At 64.6% G+C, this 16,295-nt stretch carries 15 protein-coding genes; 7 read left to right on the forward strand and 8 right to left on the reverse strand.

All coding sequences use genetic code 11. From position 1 onward, the window contains the following. The 5 genes from ntrB to Q2M23_RS26345 all read right to left on the reverse strand — a co-directional run bounded on the left by ntrB (position 1) and on the right by Q2M23_RS26345 (position 5,254). Positions 1–840: a nitrate ABC transporter permease gene (ntrB, locus tag Q2M23_RS26325; protein ID WP_316397552.1), complete on the reverse strand. Its 840-nt coding sequence runs from the start codon at positions 838–840 to the stop codon at positions 1–3. 157 nt (positions 841–997) lie between these two features. Next, on the reverse strand, positions 998–2,389 hold the full coding sequence (locus Q2M23_RS26330) for a CmpA/NrtA family ABC transporter substrate-binding protein (RefSeq protein WP_316397553.1): 1,392 nt from the start codon (positions 2,387–2,389) through the stop codon (positions 998–1,000). Between the two features lie 106 nt (positions 2,390–2,495). Next, positions 2,496–3,374: a sulfurtransferase gene (locus Q2M23_RS26335; protein WP_316397554.1), complete on the reverse strand. Its 879-nt coding sequence runs from the start codon at positions 3,372–3,374 to the stop codon at positions 2,496–2,498. Positions 3,375–3,499: 125 nt separating this feature from the next. Beyond that, positions 3,500–4,675 carry an acyl-CoA dehydrogenase family protein gene (locus Q2M23_RS26340; protein WP_316397555.1) on the reverse strand — a complete coding sequence of 392 codons (1,176 nt, stop codon included), beginning with the start codon at positions 4,673–4,675 and terminating at the stop codon, positions 3,500–3,502. A gap of 36 nt (positions 4,676–4,711) precedes the next feature. After that, positions 4,712–5,254: an OsmC family protein gene (locus Q2M23_RS26345; RefSeq protein ID WP_038385944.1), complete on the reverse strand. Its 543-nt coding sequence runs from the start codon at positions 5,252–5,254 to the stop codon at positions 4,712–4,714. Between the two features lie 255 nt (positions 5,255–5,509). Between Q2M23_RS26345 and Q2M23_RS26350 the strand changes: the two genes are divergently transcribed. Both Q2M23_RS26350 and Q2M23_RS26355 read left to right on the forward strand, forming a co-directional pair. Then, positions 5,510–6,175: a TetR/AcrR family transcriptional regulator gene (locus Q2M23_RS26350; RefSeq protein WP_168854940.1), complete on the forward strand. Its 666-nt coding sequence runs from the start codon at positions 5,510–5,512 to the stop codon at positions 6,173–6,175. Positions 6,176–6,335: 160 nt separating this feature from the next. Then, a complete protein-coding gene (locus Q2M23_RS26355; RefSeq protein WP_316397556.1) occupies positions 6,336–7,553 on the forward strand; it encodes a GGDEF domain-containing protein in 1,218 nt (405 codons plus the stop codon). A gap of 16 nt (positions 7,554–7,569) precedes the next feature. On the opposite strand, the gene Q2M23_RS26360 is transcribed toward Q2M23_RS26355, so the two are convergent. Beyond that, entirely contained in the window at positions 7,570–8,298 is a 729-nt protein-coding gene (locus tag Q2M23_RS26360; RefSeq protein ID WP_316397557.1) for an SDR family oxidoreductase, read from the reverse strand. 245 nt (positions 8,299–8,543) lie between these two features. Here Q2M23_RS26360 and Q2M23_RS26365 point away from each other — a divergent pair, with 245 nt between their 5' ends. Next, positions 8,544–9,782, forward strand: a complete 1,239-nt coding sequence (locus Q2M23_RS26365; RefSeq protein ID WP_141340025.1) for an ABC transporter substrate-binding protein — start codon at positions 8,544–8,546, stop codon at positions 9,780–9,782. A gap of 99 nt (positions 9,783–9,881) precedes the next feature. On the opposite strand, the gene Q2M23_RS26370 is transcribed toward Q2M23_RS26365, so the two are convergent. After that, entirely contained in the window at positions 9,882–10,325 is a 444-nt protein-coding gene (locus Q2M23_RS26370) for a nuclear transport factor 2 family protein (protein ID WP_316397558.1), read from the reverse strand. 190 nt (positions 10,326–10,515) lie between these two features. Here Q2M23_RS26370 and Q2M23_RS26375 point away from each other — a divergent pair, with 190 nt between their 5' ends. The 3 genes from Q2M23_RS26375 to Q2M23_RS26385 all read left to right on the forward strand — a co-directional run bounded on the left by Q2M23_RS26375 (position 10,516) and on the right by Q2M23_RS26385 (position 12,660). Next, the gene (locus tag Q2M23_RS26375; protein WP_316397559.1) at positions 10,516–11,208 is read left to right on the forward strand and encodes a glutathione S-transferase family protein; all 693 of its coding nucleotides are present in this window, start codon (positions 10,516–10,518) and stop codon (positions 11,206–11,208) included. A 176-nt stretch (positions 11,209–11,384) separates the two neighbouring features. Next, a complete protein-coding gene (locus Q2M23_RS26380) occupies positions 11,385–11,621 on the forward strand; it encodes a hypothetical protein (RefSeq protein ID WP_253607924.1) in 237 nt (78 codons plus the stop codon). 193 nt (positions 11,622–11,814) lie between these two features. Then, complete coding sequence (locus Q2M23_RS26385; protein ID WP_316397560.1) at positions 11,815–12,660, forward strand: class I SAM-dependent methyltransferase; 846 nt, start codon at positions 11,815–11,817, stop codon at positions 12,658–12,660. A 349-nt stretch (positions 12,661–13,009) separates the two neighbouring features. Here the strand turns inward: Q2M23_RS26385 and Q2M23_RS26390 are convergent, their stop codons facing one another. Continuing rightward, a complete protein-coding gene (locus Q2M23_RS26390; RefSeq protein WP_316397561.1) occupies positions 13,010–14,209 on the reverse strand; it encodes a TrmJ/YjtD family RNA methyltransferase in 1,200 nt (399 codons plus the stop codon). Between the two features lie 316 nt (positions 14,210–14,525). Between Q2M23_RS26390 and Q2M23_RS26395 the strand changes: the two genes are divergently transcribed. Continuing rightward, entirely contained in the window at positions 14,526–16,253 is a 1,728-nt protein-coding gene (locus Q2M23_RS26395) for an alpha/beta hydrolase family protein (protein ID WP_316397562.1), read from the forward strand. The last annotated feature ends 42 nt before the right edge of the window (positions 16,254–16,295 follow it).

The raw sequence follows: 16,295 nt of genomic DNA on the forward strand, positions 1-16,295 counted from the left end.
CTACTCCGGAAACGTCACCATGCGCGTGAACCGCGCCAGCACCTGGTCGAGCAGCATGCCGACGAGGCCGATCAAGAGGATTGCGATGATCACATTGGTGATCGACAGGTTATTCCACTCGTTCCAGACGAAATAGCCGATGCCGGTGCCGCCGACGAGCATCTCGGCGGCGACGATCACGAGCCAGGCGATCCCGATCGAGATCCGCATGCCCGTCAGGATCGTCGGCGCCGCCGCCGGCAGGATCACGGTGAAGGCGCGCCTGATGGTGCCGACCTCGAGCGTGCGCGCGACGTTGATCCACTCCTTGCGCACACCCGCGACCCCAAACGCGGTGTTGAGCAGCATCGGCCACACCGAGCAGATGAAAATGACAAAGATCGCCGAGATCGAGGAATCCTTGATCGTGTAGAGCGCGAGCGGCATCCAGGCCAGCGGCGAGATCGGCTTCAGCACCTGGATGAACGGATCAAGCGCCCTGCTGATCAGCGGCGACATGCCGATCATGAAGCCGAGCGGGATCGCGACGACGACCGCGATCAGATAGCCGAGCCCGACGCGCCCGATCGAATAGGCGAGCTGGATGCCGAGCCCCTTGTCGTTCGGGCCATTGTCGTAGAACGGCCGCTTCAGATGCTCCCACAGCTTGGCGCCAACATCGAGCGGTCCGGGCATCGCCGACTTGCCCTGCGTCGCGGTCAGCCCCATCAGCCTGGCGTATTTGGGGCTCATGGCCGCCGTCGTGCCGCTGCTGCGGGTGGCGAGGTGCCAGGCGCCGAGGAAGGCGCAGAGCAGCGCGATCGAGACGATCGCGGCGCGAAGGCGAAGGGAGAAGGTCACGCGCGCTCCCTCCCCGCGTCGTCCCTGCGAAAGCAGGGACCCATAACCACCGGCCCCAATTGTTGCGCTGAGTGTCTCCCCGCGCGCCTAACCGAGAGAGCACGGCGTATGGGTCCCTGCTTTCGCAGGGACGACACCGTGGAGAAAGCCTCGCCCGTCACGACGATTTCCTGATCTTGAAGCTCGCGAGATAATCGTCGGGCTTGGCCGGATCGAAGCTCTTGCCCATCACCGAGAACGACTTGTACGAGGTGGCGGGTGGCGCGAGGCCCATCTCGGCCATCACCTTCTTGGTATCGGTGGCGAGATAGACCTGCTCGGCGACCGCCTTGTAGTCGACGTCGCCCTTGATCTGGCCCCAGCGCTTCATCTGCGTCAGCATCCACACCGCAAAGGACTGCCAGGGGAACGGATCGAAATCGACGCGCTTCGGATCGGTTTTCACGCCACCGAGCCCGTCGGCATAGGTGCCGGTCAGCACCTGCTCCAGCACCGTCACCGGCGCGTTGATGTAGTTGGCCGGCGCAATCGCTTCCGCGATCTGCTTGCGGTTCTCGGCCTTCGCCGCGTAGCCGGTGGCATCCACGATCGCGCGGGTCAGCGCCGCGAAGGAATTCGGCGCCGTCGTGATGAACTCGCGGCTGGCGGCAAAGCTGCAGCAGGGATGGCCGTCCCAGATCTCCTTGGAGAGGATGTGCAGGAAGCCGACCCCGTCATAGATCGCGCGCTGGCAGATATTGTCGGGCGCGAGGAAACCGTCGATGTTGTCGGCGCGCAGATTGGCGACCATCTCAGGCGGCGGCACCGAGCGAAGCTGCACGTCGGTATCCGGATCGAGCCCGTGCTCGGCGAGGTAATAGCGCAGCAGGTAATTGTGCATGGAGTAGTCGAACGGAATGGCGAACTTCATGCCCTTCCAGTCCTTCGGATCGCGCCTGTCCTTGTGCTTCATCGCCAGCGTGATGCCCTGCCCGTTGATGTTCTCGATCGCAGGGACCGTGAACGGGATGGCGTTGGCGCCAAGGCCGAGCGAGATCGCGATCGGCATCGGCGCCAGCATGTGGGCGGCGTCGTATTCCTTGTTGATGGTCTTGTCGCGAATGACCGCCCAGCCGGCGGTCTTCACCACCTCGACGTTGAGGCCCTGCTTGGCATAGAAGCCGAGCGGCGCCGCCATGATGATCGGGGTCGCGCAGGTGATCGGGATGAAGCCGACCTTGAGGTCCTTCTTCTCCGGCGGTCCGGCGTCGGCGAACGCCTCTGTCGCCGTCTTCAGCGGGAAGAACTGTGACAGCGCGGCGAGCGCCGTCGCGGCGCCAACCGATTTCAGGAAAGCGCGGCGCGCGACATCCTGCGGAAACACCGCCCGCATCACCGCCGACGCGACGATGCCTTCGTAACGCTTCTGTTCGCTGAGGTCGGCGACCGGCTCGCAGCGCAACGTGCGCGCGGCCCGCTCATGCTCGGCGGCTGAGCGATGCCAGCCGCAGGCGCAACCCGATCGCGTGAGCACGCGGGCGGCGTCGAAGGGATCATCTGACATGGACATACTGCGCCCCATTGTCGCACCGAAACGCGGAGAGCTCCGCGATCCGGTTCATTGATCGGTGTCCGGCCGCGTTTTGCGCCGCCGGACACCAACAAACATGCAGGTTCTATGCCGCCTTGCCGGTGACGACGGCCGCGGTCGGCAAGCCCTCATCGATCGGCAGCGACGGGTCGCGCGACCACTCGTTCCAGGAGCCGAAGTACATCCGTACGTCCTTCACGCCGGCGTTCTTCAGCGCCAGGAAGGTGTTCGAGGCGCGCGCGCCCTTGAAGCAGTAGAGATAGACCGGCGTGGTCTGCGAGATGCCGACGGTGGCGCATTCCGCCAGGATCTCATCCTTCGACTTGAAGCGCGGGCCCTCGGCGGTCGGCTTCATCATGCGGTACCATTCCAGCCACACCGCGCCGGGAATGCGGCCCTTGCGCGGGCAGAAATCCTTGCCGTAGGGCGAGGAGCTTTCGCCGATCCACTCGTCGACGTCGCGCACATCGAGGATCGCAACGCCGGGCTTGCCGACTGCCGCCAGCATCGCCTTGGCGTCGATCATGATATCGCCGGCCTCCGGTACGATCGCAAAGGCGGCCTTCGCCGGCACCGCAACGTCGGTGGTCACCGGCAGGTCGGCCGCTTTCCAGGCATCGAAGCCGCCATGCAGCACCTTGATCCTGGGATAGCCCAGCATCGTCAGCAGGTAGTAGCCGCGGCAGGACTGACCGAAGCCGGAATTCATCGACTGCTCGTAGATCACCGCGGTCTCCTTGCCGGAGAGACCGGCGGCGCCGAACGCGTCGGCGAACTTGGTCTTGAGCTCGTAGATGCCCTCCGGCGTCGAGGTCGCGAGGAAAGTGAAGACGTCATGCACATTGACGGCACCGGGCAAATGGCCGGCCGCATAGGCATCCGGATTTCGCGTGTCGATGATGACACACGGGTCTTTCTTGACGAGCTCGGCAAGTTCGCCGGCGGTGATCAGAACGTCCGTCATGGCAGCCTCTCCTGTCTGTGGTTGCAGTTGTGGTGGTCCCGAACTTGTTTGAGCATGATCTCCGCGCAAACGCGTTCCGCGTTTGTCGCGAGGGAAAACCGGTTTCCACTTTTCCGGATCATGCTTCAGCCGTCCGCCAGCATCTTGCGCAGCTGCTTGGTGGCGGGCGTGACGATGGCGACGAAATAGGCCTCGCGCAGCCTGCGCTGGGCGCGGTGGCTCATCAGATAGCCGCGCGCGCCGCAATGGAGCATCGCGGCATGTGCGAATGCGACGCTGGCATCGCCGATCCGCAGTCGCAGTGCGACGACGCGGCGCCAATAGCTGTCATCGGCATTGTAGGGATCGCTTGCCAGCGCCATCGCCTCCTTCTCGAACTCGGCATGGAGCTCGCGGAATTGCAGCGGCTGTTGCGGCAGATAGCGGTTGACGTGTCCGAGCGGCGCATGGACCTCGTCCATGATGTTGATGCAATCCTTCATCAGCCCAAGGCCCATGCCGGCCTGCAACAGGATGAAGCCGGCGCGGATTTTCTTGACGAACGGCGCAGCCGGCTCGGCCAGGATCAGTTCGTCCGGCACGAACACGTCGCGAAACTGGACGCCATAGGTGCCGGTGCCGTCCATCGCCAGGAACGGCTTGCAGGGCGTCAGCGTGATCGCGGGATCGGAGCAGTCGGCGAGGAACATCACGGTGCTGCCCAGCTCGCCGCTTGCGATGCTGCCCGGCTCGCCGCTTGCGATGCCGCCCGGCTCGCCCTTGGCGCCCTCGTCCTCGCGCTCGAAGATCGTGCCGAAGTAATGGCCGGGCCCGAGGTTCGACACCCAGGGCAGCGCACCGCGGACGATGTAGCCGCCCTCTACCTTGCGGCCCTTCAGCTTCAGCCGCTCGATGCCGAAGAAGCTCTTCATCGGGTTGGAGAGCCCGGTGCCGCCGAGCGCGCGCCCGCGGGCAAAGCAGTCACCGAAGCGCGCGGCGAGCTTCATGTTGGTGGAATTGGCGACGTACCAGACCAGCGTGTTCTGGCACCACGCCATGAAGGCGGTGGCGCCGCAGACCTCGCCGAGCGCGGCCATCGACTGGATGGCCCAGCGCAGGTCGGCAGGACCCTCTTGCGGCACATGGCTGCTCCAGGCGCCGACCTTGCCGAGCCGGCGCAGGAATTCGCCGGGATAGACCGAGCCGGCATCGACCGCGGCTGCGAGCGGCGCCAGCTCCTGACGGGCAAGGCGGGCAACCTCGTCCGCAATGGTTGGTGCGGGATCTTGAGCTGCGACCCGCGACAAAGCCAGTGAACCCATGGATGATCTCCGCACCTTGAATTGCCGGTCGGGCGCTTACGCGCTGACCTCGAGATTGACGGGACGGGTGAAGGTGTTGGCGACCGGCGACCACTTCTTCACATGCGCCACCAGCGCGTCGATCTCGGCCTGCGAGACCCCCTCGCACTCCATGTCGACCTTGACGCGGACGTCGGTGAAGCCGACCGGCTTCTCGCTGACGTCGCCGGTGCCCCACACCGCGGTGATGTTGAGATCGCCCTCGAGCTCGAGCTCGAGCTTGTTGACGATCCAGCCGCGATGCACGGCGTTGGCGTGCAGGCCGACAGCGAGGCAGGAGCCAAGCGCGGCGAGCGAGGCCTCGGAGGGATTGGGCGCGGTGTCGTCGCCGAGCAGGCCCGGTGGCTCGTCGACGATGTAGGGCGCGAGGTTGCGGATGTAGTTGGCGTGGCGGAACTTGCCCTCGGCCACCGTCTTGCACTTCAAGGTCTTGATCACCTTCGGGTTGGCCTTGCCGTTGGCAATCAGCTGCTCGAGCCCGCCTCTGTCGATCGGCGCGAGGCAGCCGGTCAGTGCGGTTTTCTGGGCGACAGCGGTCATCAGTTTTCTCCCTGGGAGCGATGGAATTGGTCAGGATACCGAACGGTCTGTTTCCTGCACGAAGCGTGCCAGTCCCGCCGCAAACCAAAAGGCGAAATCCCGCAGGCGCTTAAGCGGGGCTGCCTGCGGATTGATCAGTGCCGGCCTGCTCAATCGCCAAGCAAATGGCGCGCGACCGCGATGATTTTCAGCGCATCGATAGGGGCATGAAGATGCGACTTGATGATTCTGCCGCGCTCCGATTTACTGCCGCGCATGGCCAAATCGCTTGCGAAGAAAAAACCTGCCGCGGCGTTCACCGCCGGCGACGATGAATCGGCGCGCGGGCGCTTGCTGAACGCCGCAACCCATCTGTTCTGCAAGAACGGCATCAACGCCACCGGCATCGATGCGATCATCGACGAGGCCGGAACCGCCAAGACCACGCTCTACAAGCTGTTCGGCTCGAAGACCAACCTCGTGCATGCGGTGCTGGAGAGCGAAGGCCGCCAGTGGCGCGAATGGTTCATCGGCGCGATCGAGGCCGGCGGTGGCGATCCGCAGACCAAGCTGTCGCGGATCTTCCCTGCCCTGAAGACCTGGTTCGCCGAGGAGCGCTTCTACGGCTGCCCCTTCATCAACGCGGTCGCCGAGCACGACAAGGACGCCAAGCAGTTCCGCAACATCGCGCTGAAGCACAAGAAGGTGGTGCTGGCGCATATCGAGAAGCTCGCAGGCGAGATGGGCGCGGCCGAGCCGGCCGTGCTGGCGCACCAGCTCGCGCTTCTGATCGACGGTGCCATCGTCGCCGCCATGGTGTCGTGCGATCCGGCTGTCGCCGACACCGCGGGCCTTGCCGCCAGCAATCTGTTCGCACCGGCCAAGGCGAAGAAGCCGAAGCGCGCCGGCGGCGCGGCCGAACAACAGCTCCTCGCCGTGTAACGCAACAGCCGCATCGCGACCTCCCGCGTCGGTATTTCTGCGACGCGATCGCCCACCGGGTTTACCTGCCGTCAATCACGCCGCGCGATCGGGGCCGGCCTTAAACGCCTGTTAGGTCCCGGCCGGGTCAGTTGCGCGGTGAAAGTACGAGGCAAGAACAATGCAGTCCGAAAAAGGACGATACAGCCAGCCGCGCTGGGGCGTGACGCGCTGGCTCGCCGACGCCGGACCGGGCGTACCTGACGACATCCGCGCGGCGCTGATCGGGGATCTCTACGGCTCGCTGCCGGTGTTTGCGGCTGGCGCGGTCAATACGGTCGCAGTCGCAGCCGTGATCGCGATCCGCGAGCCGACCGCGCTGTTCATCACTTGGGTCGTCCTCGAACTCGTCATCTGCCTCTCGCGCCTCGCCGTACTCGTGGTTGCGCATCGCGCCGCGCGCGAGCAGCGGCCGACCCCGACCGATCTGCATCTCTTGCTTGCAGTCGCCTGGAGCACCAGCGTCGGCTTCGGCATCCTGATCAGCCTCGCAAGCGGCGACTGGGTGGTTGCGCTGCTGGCTTCGCTATCGGCGGCGGCGATGGTCGGCGGCATCTGCTTCCGCAATTTCAGCGCCCCGCGCCTTGCCGGCACCATGATCCTGCTCAGCCTCGGCCCGATCGTTCCGGGCGCGGCCCTTGCCGGCGAGCCGCTGCTCTTCATCGTCGTCATGCAGGTGCCGCTGTATCTCACGGCGATGACGGTGGCGGCCTTCCGTCTCAACAAGATGCTGATCGCCACCATGCGCGCCGAGCGCGAGAACGGCCATCTTGCCCATCACGACACCATGACCGGCCTGCGCAATCGCGCCGGCTTCGTCGCGGCGCTGAACACGAAGCTGGCGGCTCCCGCCGGGAATGGCAGGCCCTTTGCGCTGCTGTTCTTCGACCTCGACAATTTCAAGCCGGTCAACGACACCTATGGCCACGCCGCCGGCGACCAGGTGCTGATGCTGACCGCGGAGCGGCTGCGGCGCGCGCTGCCCGAAACCGCGGTAATCGCACGGCTCGGCGGCGACGAGTTCGTGGTGCTGGTCAGCGGCGTCACGGCGGAACAGGCGCTCACGGCCGGCCAGCGCATCATCCAGACCGTCACGATGCCCTATCAGCTCGCGGGCGGCATCTCGGCCGAGGTCGGCGTCAGCGTCGGCATCGCGGTGTCGCCTGAGCACGGCACCGAGGCCGAACAGCTGCTGGCGTCCGCCGACGCCGCGCTGTACGAGGCGAAATCCGAAGGCAAGGCGCGGTGCCGGATGGCTTCCGTCGCGACCAATGTCGCCGCACTGCGCCGCCTCACGCAGCACAGCCCGGCGCCCGCCACCGATCGCAGCGCCGCCTGAGGCGCGGCGCTCGCCGTTACAGGTCGAAATTCGTCGGCAGCATCACGACGTCGCGGATCGTCATGCCGCGCGGCCGGGTCAGCATGAACATCACGACCTCGGCGACTTCGCTGGCCTCCAGCAGGCTTCCGGCCGCCTTGGCCTCCGCAAGCTTCTCGGGCGGCCAGTCCGCCAGCAGCGCGCTGATCACGGGCCCGGGCGAGATCGAGCCGACGCGGATGCCGTGCTTGAACACCTGGCGCCGCACCGTCTGCACGAAGCAGTTGACCGCCCATTTCGACGACGCATAGACCGGCTCCCACGGCGTCGGGAAATGCGCGGCGAGCGAGCTCGTGACGATGATGTCGCCGGTGCCGCGCGCGATCATGTGCGGCAGCACGTCGTGCACGTTCTTCATCACGACGTTGACGTTGAGGTTCAGCATCCGGTCGATCGCCGCGGTGTCGGCATCGACGAGGTCGCCGCCGACATAGATGCCGGCATTGGCGTGCAGGATGTCGAGCTGGCCGGCCTTCTCGAGCACCTTGGGCAGCAAGGTTGCACACTGCGCGGGATCGAGCAGGTCGATCACCAGCGGGACCACCGCATCGCCGTGGTTGCGGGCGAGCGCTTGCAGCGCGACGGCATCGCGGTCGACCATCACCACGCGCGCCCCCGCGGCCAGCATCGCCGCGCTGCTCGCCAGTCCAATCCCCGACGCCGCCCCGGTCACGGCCGCCACCTTGCCTTCCAACACTTTCGCCATCGGTCCACCCTGCTGAGATCACCACGACAGTCGCCGCAGTATAGCAATCCCGGACGGCATGTCGGTAACCGAGGATGGGGGAACGCGGCCTCCGCGGCTGACATCGCGCGAAAATTTCAGATGGTAGCGACTGCACACAAGTCCCAAAGCACCGCTGTGGAATGCTGCGCGCCGACATGCCCGTCAGAGGCTGCCAAACGGCCAATAATGCCAAAACGGCCAACAAGAAGAAGCGGAGGACTACAATGACAAGGAACCGTTCGCCCCGGCTATCGCGCCGTCATCTCATCAAGGGCGCCGCGGCCACGTCAGCCGCGCTGCTGCTCGGCAGGCCCGCGATCGCCAGAGGCAAGACGGAGGGCAAGACCGAGATCGTCATCGGCAACATCGACGCCTATTCGGGACCGGCCGCGGTCTATTCGTCGATCGGCCGCACCCCCGGCGGCTATTTCAAGATGATCAACGAGCAAGGCGGCATCAATGGCCGCATGATCAAGTATATCACCTATGACGATGCCTACAGCCCGGCCAAGACTGTCGAGCAGGCGCGCAAGCTGGTCGAAGGCGACGAGATCGACGTGCTGTTTGCGCCGCTCGGCGCGCCGACCAACGCGGCGATCATGAAGTACATGAACCAGAAGAAGGTCCCGCACCTCTTCATTGCCTCGGGCGCGACCAAGTTCGGCGACTACAAGAATTTCCCCTACACCATGGGTTTCCAGCCCTGCTACCAGATCGAGGGCCGCGCCTTCGCGCAGCATGTGCTGTCGACACAGAACGATCCCAAAATCGGCATCGTCTACCAGAACGACGATTTCGGCCGCGACGTGCTGAAGGGCTTCAAGGACGGACTTGGCGCCAGGACGTCCGCAATCGTGGCGGAGCTGTCCTATGAGACCGCCGACCCGACCATCGACAGCCAGGTGGTCCGCTGCAAATCCGCCGGCGCCAACGTGTTCATGAGCATGACCACACCAAAATTCGCCGCCCAAGGCATCAAGAAGATCGCCGAGCTCGGCTGGCAACCGGCGCACTACATCGGCAACAACGCCTCCTCCGCCGGCTCGACGCTGAAAGCCGCGGGCTTCGACGTCTCCAAGGGGATCATTTCGAGCGCCTACCTGAAGGATCCCGTCGACGCCGCCTGGGACAGCGATCCCGCCATCCAGAAATGGCGCGCGTTCCTCGACAAATATGATCCGGCCGCCGCCAAGAACGACATCTACGCGGTCACCGGCTATCTCACCAGCCAGATCCTGGTCCAGGTGCTCAAGCAGTGCGGCGACGACGTCTCGTCCGAAAGCATCATCAAGCAGGCGGCCAACCTGAAGGATTTCGAATCCGACATGCTGCTGCCCGGCATCCGGATCAACACCTCGCCATCAGACTATTATCCGCTCGAGCAGCTGCAACTGGTGCGTTTCAGCGGCGAGCGCTACGAGCCGATGGGACCGGTGATCGACGGCGGGATCTCGAAGGCGTGATCGTCCCGGGCGTGCACCGCTGGCGCGAACTGCGCCGGTAGACTTCATCGAAGCCGCGCGCCGAAGCGCGCGGCGGTATCGTCCGTCCGGATGCCCCTGCTACTTCGGCGGCGGCTTGGGCATCGCCGACAGCAAGCGAATTTTGAGCTTGCCTCCCTCGGTCACGTAAGTTGCTGTCCAGATGCCCGCTGTCTCGATAGGCGCGCCGCTTTGGTTCTTGCCCGAGATGCGATACCCGCCGATGGCGAGCGCCATGTCCGAGCCCAATGGCCATGCCTGGTCCACCGTTATTTCCTCATGGTCGAACCCGGCCTTGAAGGCGCCTTGATAAAACTCCGCAATGTCGGAGCGCGGCCCCGCGGGATTGACGTGGACGCCACCGGCCGCGAACAGCGCGGCAATTCCCGCACCATCCTGCTTGTTGAAACTCGCCGCATATTCGGAAGCAATCGCTTCGGCCTTCTGCTTTGGATCACCGTCGGCGGCCATTGCAGACAGCGAAAAGGCAGTCACGAACAGGCATGAGAAGTACGTCCGCAGCATCGCAATTCCTCCCTGAAAAATGTCCGTAAAAATCGCCCGACCCGGGACGAGGACGACAATAAGACATCAACTACGGATTGTAGGCAATCGTTTCAGGCGTTGCGGCGCAACAGGCGGGCTTGCCTGCCCGACGTATCCAGCCGACGGATTCTGAGGTAGCGTGTAGCGACCTCGAACGTGGCGAGCCATCATGCTCACGCTCTATTCCTATCCGCCGTTGTTCGGCGTTGCCGACAACAATGGCTATGGTCTGAAGGTATTCGCTTTTCTGAAGCTCGCCGGCGTGCCGTTCCGGCACGAGCACATCTTCGATGCATCGAAGGCGCCGCGCAAGCAATTGCCCTATGTCGTCGACGGCGACGACACTGTCGGCGACAGCGAGACCATCCTCGCCTATGTCACCGGAAAATATGACGTGACGCTGGATGCCGCGCTGACGCCGGCGCAGCGCACGACCAACCTCCTCGTCACGCGGACGCTCGACGATCTCTACTGGGTGATGTCCTATTCGCGCTGGCAGGACGCGCGCTATTGGCCCCAATTCCGCGACGCGCTCAAGCGCGAGCATCCAGCCCTCACCGACGACGGCTTGATGAAGGCCAAGGAGTTCAACGCCCAGCGCTATTATTACCAGGGTATCGGCCGCTTCGAGCCCGACGCCGCGATGGCCCGCGGGCTCGCCGATCTCGCTGCACTGGCGAGCCTGATCCCGAGCCGTGGCTATGTGCATGGCGACAGGCCGACGACCATCGATGCCGGCATCTATGGCTTCGTGGCCAACATCTACTTCTACGACATCGAGACGCCGTTGAAGCAATTCGTGGTCTCGCACGACGCGCTAGCGCAACATTGCCGCGCCATCCACGCGACAGTGAGTACGTGAGCCGGAGCGAACTCAACCTCTAACTCGCAATAGTGACGTTCGCGGCCGTGAGCGAACAGGCCGTCGCTCCGTCCCCCAGGTGGAAATATCTGCGCTGGCGTGTCGCAGCCGGCCTCTCGCCAATAGATCGATTTCGGGGGTAGTATCCCGTCCTTGCGCTAACTGCGGAGCCGGTCATGGCTTCAAAACTGTCTTCGGGCATTATCGCGTTAGTCCTCGTTGGAGCAGCAGTGCTTTTGGTTGCAGGTCCGCCACCTGCATGGGGCCTGCTGTTGCTCGGCGCCTTCGCACTGGCGGCGCTCTATATTTTTGCGAGAATGAGGTCGCGCTACGATCCGCTCGATCCACGCTTCGGTAGCTGCATCCCTCCGATTTCCAAGCCGAAGGGCGGCGGCAATGAATCCACCACCTGAGCGCCGTCCAGCATCGATCAGATGCGGATCGCGCGAAGACGTCCTGATGGCCTAGAGCCGAGATGCAAAGCACGTCGGCTGCAATTCGCTAATGCCCGGTACGGAGATTTCAGCCTCGCGTTCGATCCGGAATTTTGTGCAGTTTGTTTCAGCCGACACACCGTCGAATTTTTAGCACCAGGAGATTGATCAAATGCAGACGCCCACGCCAAACCCACGGGGAGCAGAGTTCTGGAACAGCACCATGGGGCACTCATGGGTTTCGCAGCAAGCCGTGATCAGCGATGTCTTCACGTCGGTCACCAACGTCAGCCTGGGTGCCGCGGCGGCAAAGCCGGGTGAGCGTGTCATCGATATCGGATGCGGCACCGGTGACACGCTGTTGGCGTTCGCCAAGGTTGTTGGTCCGTCGGGTGCTGTGGTGGGTGTCGATATCTCGGTCCCGATGCTGGATCTGGCCAGGCATCGTGTCGCCGAGGCGGGATTTGGCAACGTGACCTGTGCGCTGGCCGACGCAACGATCTACGGCTTCGAACCGCGCTGGGCGGATCTGGTGTATTCGCGTTTTGGCCTGATGTTCTTCGATGACCCGGTCAAGGCCTTCACCAACATCCGCGGCGGCATGAGAGCGGGCGGGCGGCTGGTGTTCGTCTGTTTTCGCACCATGCCGGAGTCGCCGTGGTTTCGCGTACCGATCGAGGCGGCCCGAGCGCACGTGCCGCCACAGCCGCCGCTCGATCCATTGGCGCCCGGGATGTTTTCGTTCGCGCGCGAGGATCGCGTTCGCGGCATCCTGACCGAGGCCGGGTTTCACGAGATTGCGCTCAAGGCCACCGACGTGCCGATCCATGGCGGCGACATCACGCAAAGCATGGCCTTCATCACGCAGGCCGGCCCGCTGCCTGCGCTGCTCGAGAATGCCACGGACGATCAACGTCATCGCGCCATGGAAGCGGTACGCAACGCGCTCGCCGCAAGCCTCGGAGCGGATGGGCGCGACCTGCATGTGGGTCTGTGGCTCGTGTCGGCACGAGCCTAGCGAGATGCTGCCTGCTGGATCGTGAAGACAGATACCACGCCATCCGCGCCGCGCGGCGCCTTCTGTAATCAGAGCGGCGAAACGAGATGCAAAGCTCGGCGAAGCGAGGCGCGAGAACGTGGATGTATGACTCAACGATCGCGCAACACATTCGGTGTCGTCCCTGCGAAAGCATGCGAAAGCAGGGACCCATAACCATAAATGCTGATTGTCTTGCGACGGTGGAACGACGAATCTCTTCAACAACATGAGCCGCGGCGTATGGGTCCCGGCCTTCGCCGGGACGACACGTGGAGGGAGCTACGCGCCCGAATCCACGCGAACGACGCGGACGGAACGGCAGCGTAAGCTACCGCTCCTGCCGCAGCCCCGCCTCCAGCCGCAACAGCTCGGCGTCGAGGTCGCGCTCGACATCGGCCACCTGCATGTCGACCACCCGATAGTCGCGCGCCTCGAGCCAGGCTCTGCGCTTGGCACGGTCGGCACCGATGGCCTCGCTCTCGTTCGGGTTGACCAGCTCGATCGCAAGCCGGTGCACGAAGGAGACAAAGTCGGGGATGTGGCGGCCGACCGGGGTCTGGCGCTTGAACTGACCGGCGAAGCGGCGGTCCCGCGTCAGCGCCTGCCACAGGGTCCGTTCGGCGTCGGTCGGGTTGCGGCGGAGCAGCCGGGCGAGGCCGCGCACCGTGCTGCTGCTGTCGGCGGTCGCGCCGCCCTGCCCCTGCTCGGCGAGCAGCGCCCGCAACCGCGTCGCCTGGGCGCCGTCGAGCACGCCGCCCTTTGCCGGGCCCTTGCGGCCCTCGGCGATCGCCATCACCACGCCGTGCAGCGTGTGCATGTCCTGCTTGGTCGGATCCATCCTCGTGAAGATGTTGCGCAGGTTTACCAGCATGGTGTCGCGCTTCTCCGCCGGCCGCAGGAACTCGACCTTGTCGAGCTCGGCGACGAGGTTGTCGAAGAACGCCTGCATCTGGTGCTGGGAGGCCGGCTCGGACCGCTCGGGCATCGCGAACGGCAGCGTGCCCGCGGTCGAGAGCTTGAACCACTCGTAGCCCATCAACAGCACCGCCTGCGCCAGATTGAGCGAGGCGAAGCCTGGGTTGACCGGGAAGGTGATGATGCGGTTGGCGAGCGCGACCTCCTCATTGGTCAGGCCGGCGCGCTCGCGCCCGAACAGGATGCCGGCGCCGCCGCCCGACGCGACATGGCCGACGATCTCACCCGCCGCGCCCTCCGGCCCGACCACCGGCTTGGCCTGGTCATGGGCCCGGGCGGTGGTCGCAAACACCAGCGTGAGATCGGCGATCGCCTGCTCGACGTTGTCGAACAGCTCGACGGAACCGATGATGTGGTCGGCGCCTGCGGCCGCGCGCTGGGCGGCAATGTTCGGCCAGCCGTCGCGCGGGTTGACGATGCGCATCCTCGACAGCGCGAAGTTGCCCATCGCGCGCGCGGCCATGCCGATGTTCTCGCCAAGCTGCGGTTCGACCAGGATGACGACGGGACCGGCAAGGTCGTGCCCTGCCTTGGTCTTGTCGGTGCCGGACATCTCACTTCACTTTCTGATTCAACGTCTGAAGATTTTGAATCAGCTTCTGAGGACGCTGATTCAAAATCTCATGCAGGGGTCCAGGACCGCACCGACCAGCTTTGCACCGGTTTTGCGCGGGACCATTTTCTCCAAGCAGATAACAGGGTTAGCGGCGTTTGCGAATCCTCAATCGGAATCCCAATCGCAAGAAGCGAAGGCTGCCGCTTTGCGCGCACTTGGCCTTCGGATAGGCTATCAACCACAACCAAAGCGAAGCTGTAAAGGCACGCTTGAGACGCCGGTTTCAACGGCGAGGCACCTTGGGGGGACGACGATGCGGGGCAGATGGACGCTGGCGATTTTGGGCCTGATCTTGATCGTGGCGGGGGGCCTGCTCGCCCACTTCACGCAGACCGCCGGCAGCATCCGGATCGAGGATGTCCGCTTCAACGGCGCCAAGGGCAACACCATGAGTGCCCTGCTCTATGTCCCGCCGAACGCGACCGCGCAGATTCCGGCGCCCGGCATCCTCGCCGTTCACGGCTACATCAATTCTCGCGAGACCCAGGACGGCTTCGCCATCGAGTTCGCCCGCCGTGGCTATGTCGTGCTGGCGCTCGACCAGACCGGCCATGGCTACAGCGACCCGCCCTCCTTCGCCAACGGTTTTGGCGGACCTGACGGCCTTGCCTATCTCCGCAGCCTCCAATTCGTCGACAAGGAGAATATCGGGCTCGAGGGCCATTCGATGGGCGGCTGGACCGTGCTGGCCGCCGCCGCAGCTCAGCCCAACGACTACAAGTCGATGGTGCTGGAGGGCTCGTCCACCGGCAAGCCGTTCGCGGCCGAGGGCACCACGTCGTGGCCGCGCAACACCGCGCTGGTGTTCGCCCAGTATGAGGAATTCCCCGACCTGATGTGGGGCGTCCAGCTGGCCCGCGACGTCACCACGAGCCCAAAGCTCTGGGCGCTGTTCGGCACCCAAGGCGCGGTCGAGCCGGGCAAGGTCTATGGCGATCCAGCCAACGGCACCGCGCGGGCGCTGTACACCCCGGCGATGACCCATCCGGCGGAGCACATCTCGCATGAAACGATCGGCTACAGCCTGGACTGGTTCGCCAAGACGTTGAAGGGCGGCACCCCGCGCCCGGTCGACGATCAGATCTGGTTCCGCAAGGAGATCGGCACGCTCATCGCCCTCATCGGTTTCATTGCCCTTGTCATCGGGACGTTCGACGGGCTGCTGGAAGCCAAGACGTTCTCCCGCCTCCGGCTGCCGGCGGTTGCCGACGGCACCATGCCACCGCATGAGGCTGCCAAGGGCCGGCGCTGGACCACGGCGTTCATCCTGTCCGCCTTCATCCCGGCGCTGACCTATTATCCGGCCTTCGCGCTGGGCGGCACCTTCGTGGCCCCCAGCGCATTCCTGCCGCAGGGCATCACCAACCAGATCCTGGTCTGGGCCATCATCAACGGCCTGATCACGCTCGCCCTGATGCGGTTCGCCCCGAACCGCGCCAGCCGGACCGGCCTCGTCGGTCAATCCGTCGTGATCGCGCTGGCTTCGGTCGCGGTCGGCTACGCCGCGCTGTGGCTTGCCGACCTCGCCTTCAAGATCGACTTCCGCTTCTGGATCGTCGCACTCAAATTGATGAGCGCGAAGCAATTCCTCATCTTCCTGATCTATCTGATTCCGTTCACGGCGTTTTTCGTCGTGGCGCTGCACGTGCTGCACCGGAATTTCTCGACCATGGATGCGCCGCGCGGGGCGCTGTACCTGACCAACATCCTGGCGCTGACGTTCGGTTTCATCGTGTTGCTGGTGCTGCAATACGGCACGCTGTGGCTGACGGGAAAGCTGTTCAACCCGGTCCCGGACCCCGGTTTCGTGCCGCTCTCGACCATCGTCGCGATCCAGTTCGTGCCCCTGCTCGCGATCGTCGCCGTGATCGCGACGTTCACCTGGCGGCGGACCGGATCGAGCCTGCCGGGCGCCCTGATCGCGGGCCTGTTCGTGACCTGGTACATCGTGGCCGGGACCGCGACGCAGGCGGCGTTTTAGATGGTTTTCAAGCGAAGCGGGCACCGGTTCGCGTGAAGAAAA

The sequence above is a fragment of the Bradyrhizobium sp. 33ap4 genome, assembly GCF_032654765.1.
Lineage (GTDB): Bacteria > Pseudomonadota > Alphaproteobacteria > Rhizobiales > Xanthobacteraceae > Bradyrhizobium > Bradyrhizobium australafricanum.

Coding starts and splice junctions, on each gene's coding strand:
- Q2M23_RS26330 (WP_316397553.1), bottom strand. CDS start 2,389: ATGTCCATGTCAGATGATCCCTTCGACGCCGCCCGCGTGCTCACGCGA.
- Q2M23_RS26335 (WP_316397554.1), bottom strand. CDS start 3,374: ATGACGGACGTTCTGATCACCGCCGGCGAACTTGCCGAGCTCGTCAAG.
- Q2M23_RS26340 (WP_316397555.1), bottom strand. CDS start 4,675: ATGGGTTCACTGGCTTTGTCGCGGGTCGCAGCTCAAGATCCCGCACCA.
- Q2M23_RS26345 (WP_038385944.1), bottom strand. CDS start 5,254: ATGACCGCTGTCGCCCAGAAAACCGCACTGACCGGCTGCCTCGCGCCG.
- Q2M23_RS26350 (WP_168854940.1), top strand. CDS start 5,510: ATGGCCAAATCGCTTGCGAAGAAAAAACCTGCCGCGGCGTTCACCGCC.
- Q2M23_RS26355 (WP_316397556.1), top strand. CDS start 6,336: ATGCAGTCCGAAAAAGGACGATACAGCCAGCCGCGCTGGGGCGTGACG.
- Q2M23_RS26360 (WP_316397557.1), bottom strand. CDS start 8,298: ATGGCGAAAGTGTTGGAAGGCAAGGTGGCGGCCGTGACCGGGGCGGCG.
- Q2M23_RS26365 (WP_141340025.1), top strand. CDS start 8,544: ATGACAAGGAACCGTTCGCCCCGGCTATCGCGCCGTCATCTCATCAAG.
- Q2M23_RS26370 (WP_316397558.1), bottom strand. CDS start 10,325: ATGCTGCGGACGTACTTCTCATGCCTGTTCGTGACTGCCTTTTCGCTG.
- Q2M23_RS26375 (WP_316397559.1), top strand. CDS start 10,516: ATGCTCACGCTCTATTCCTATCCGCCGTTGTTCGGCGTTGCCGACAAC.
- Q2M23_RS26380 (WP_253607924.1), top strand. CDS start 11,385: ATGGCTTCAAAACTGTCTTCGGGCATTATCGCGTTAGTCCTCGTTGGA.
- Q2M23_RS26385 (WP_316397560.1), top strand. CDS start 11,815: ATGCAGACGCCCACGCCAAACCCACGGGGAGCAGAGTTCTGGAACAGC.
- Q2M23_RS26390 (WP_316397561.1), bottom strand. CDS start 14,209: ATGTCCGGCACCGACAAGACCAAGGCAGGGCACGACCTTGCCGGTCCC.
- Q2M23_RS26395 (WP_316397562.1), top strand. CDS start 14,526: ATGCGGGGCAGATGGACGCTGGCGATTTTGGGCCTGATCTTGATCGTG.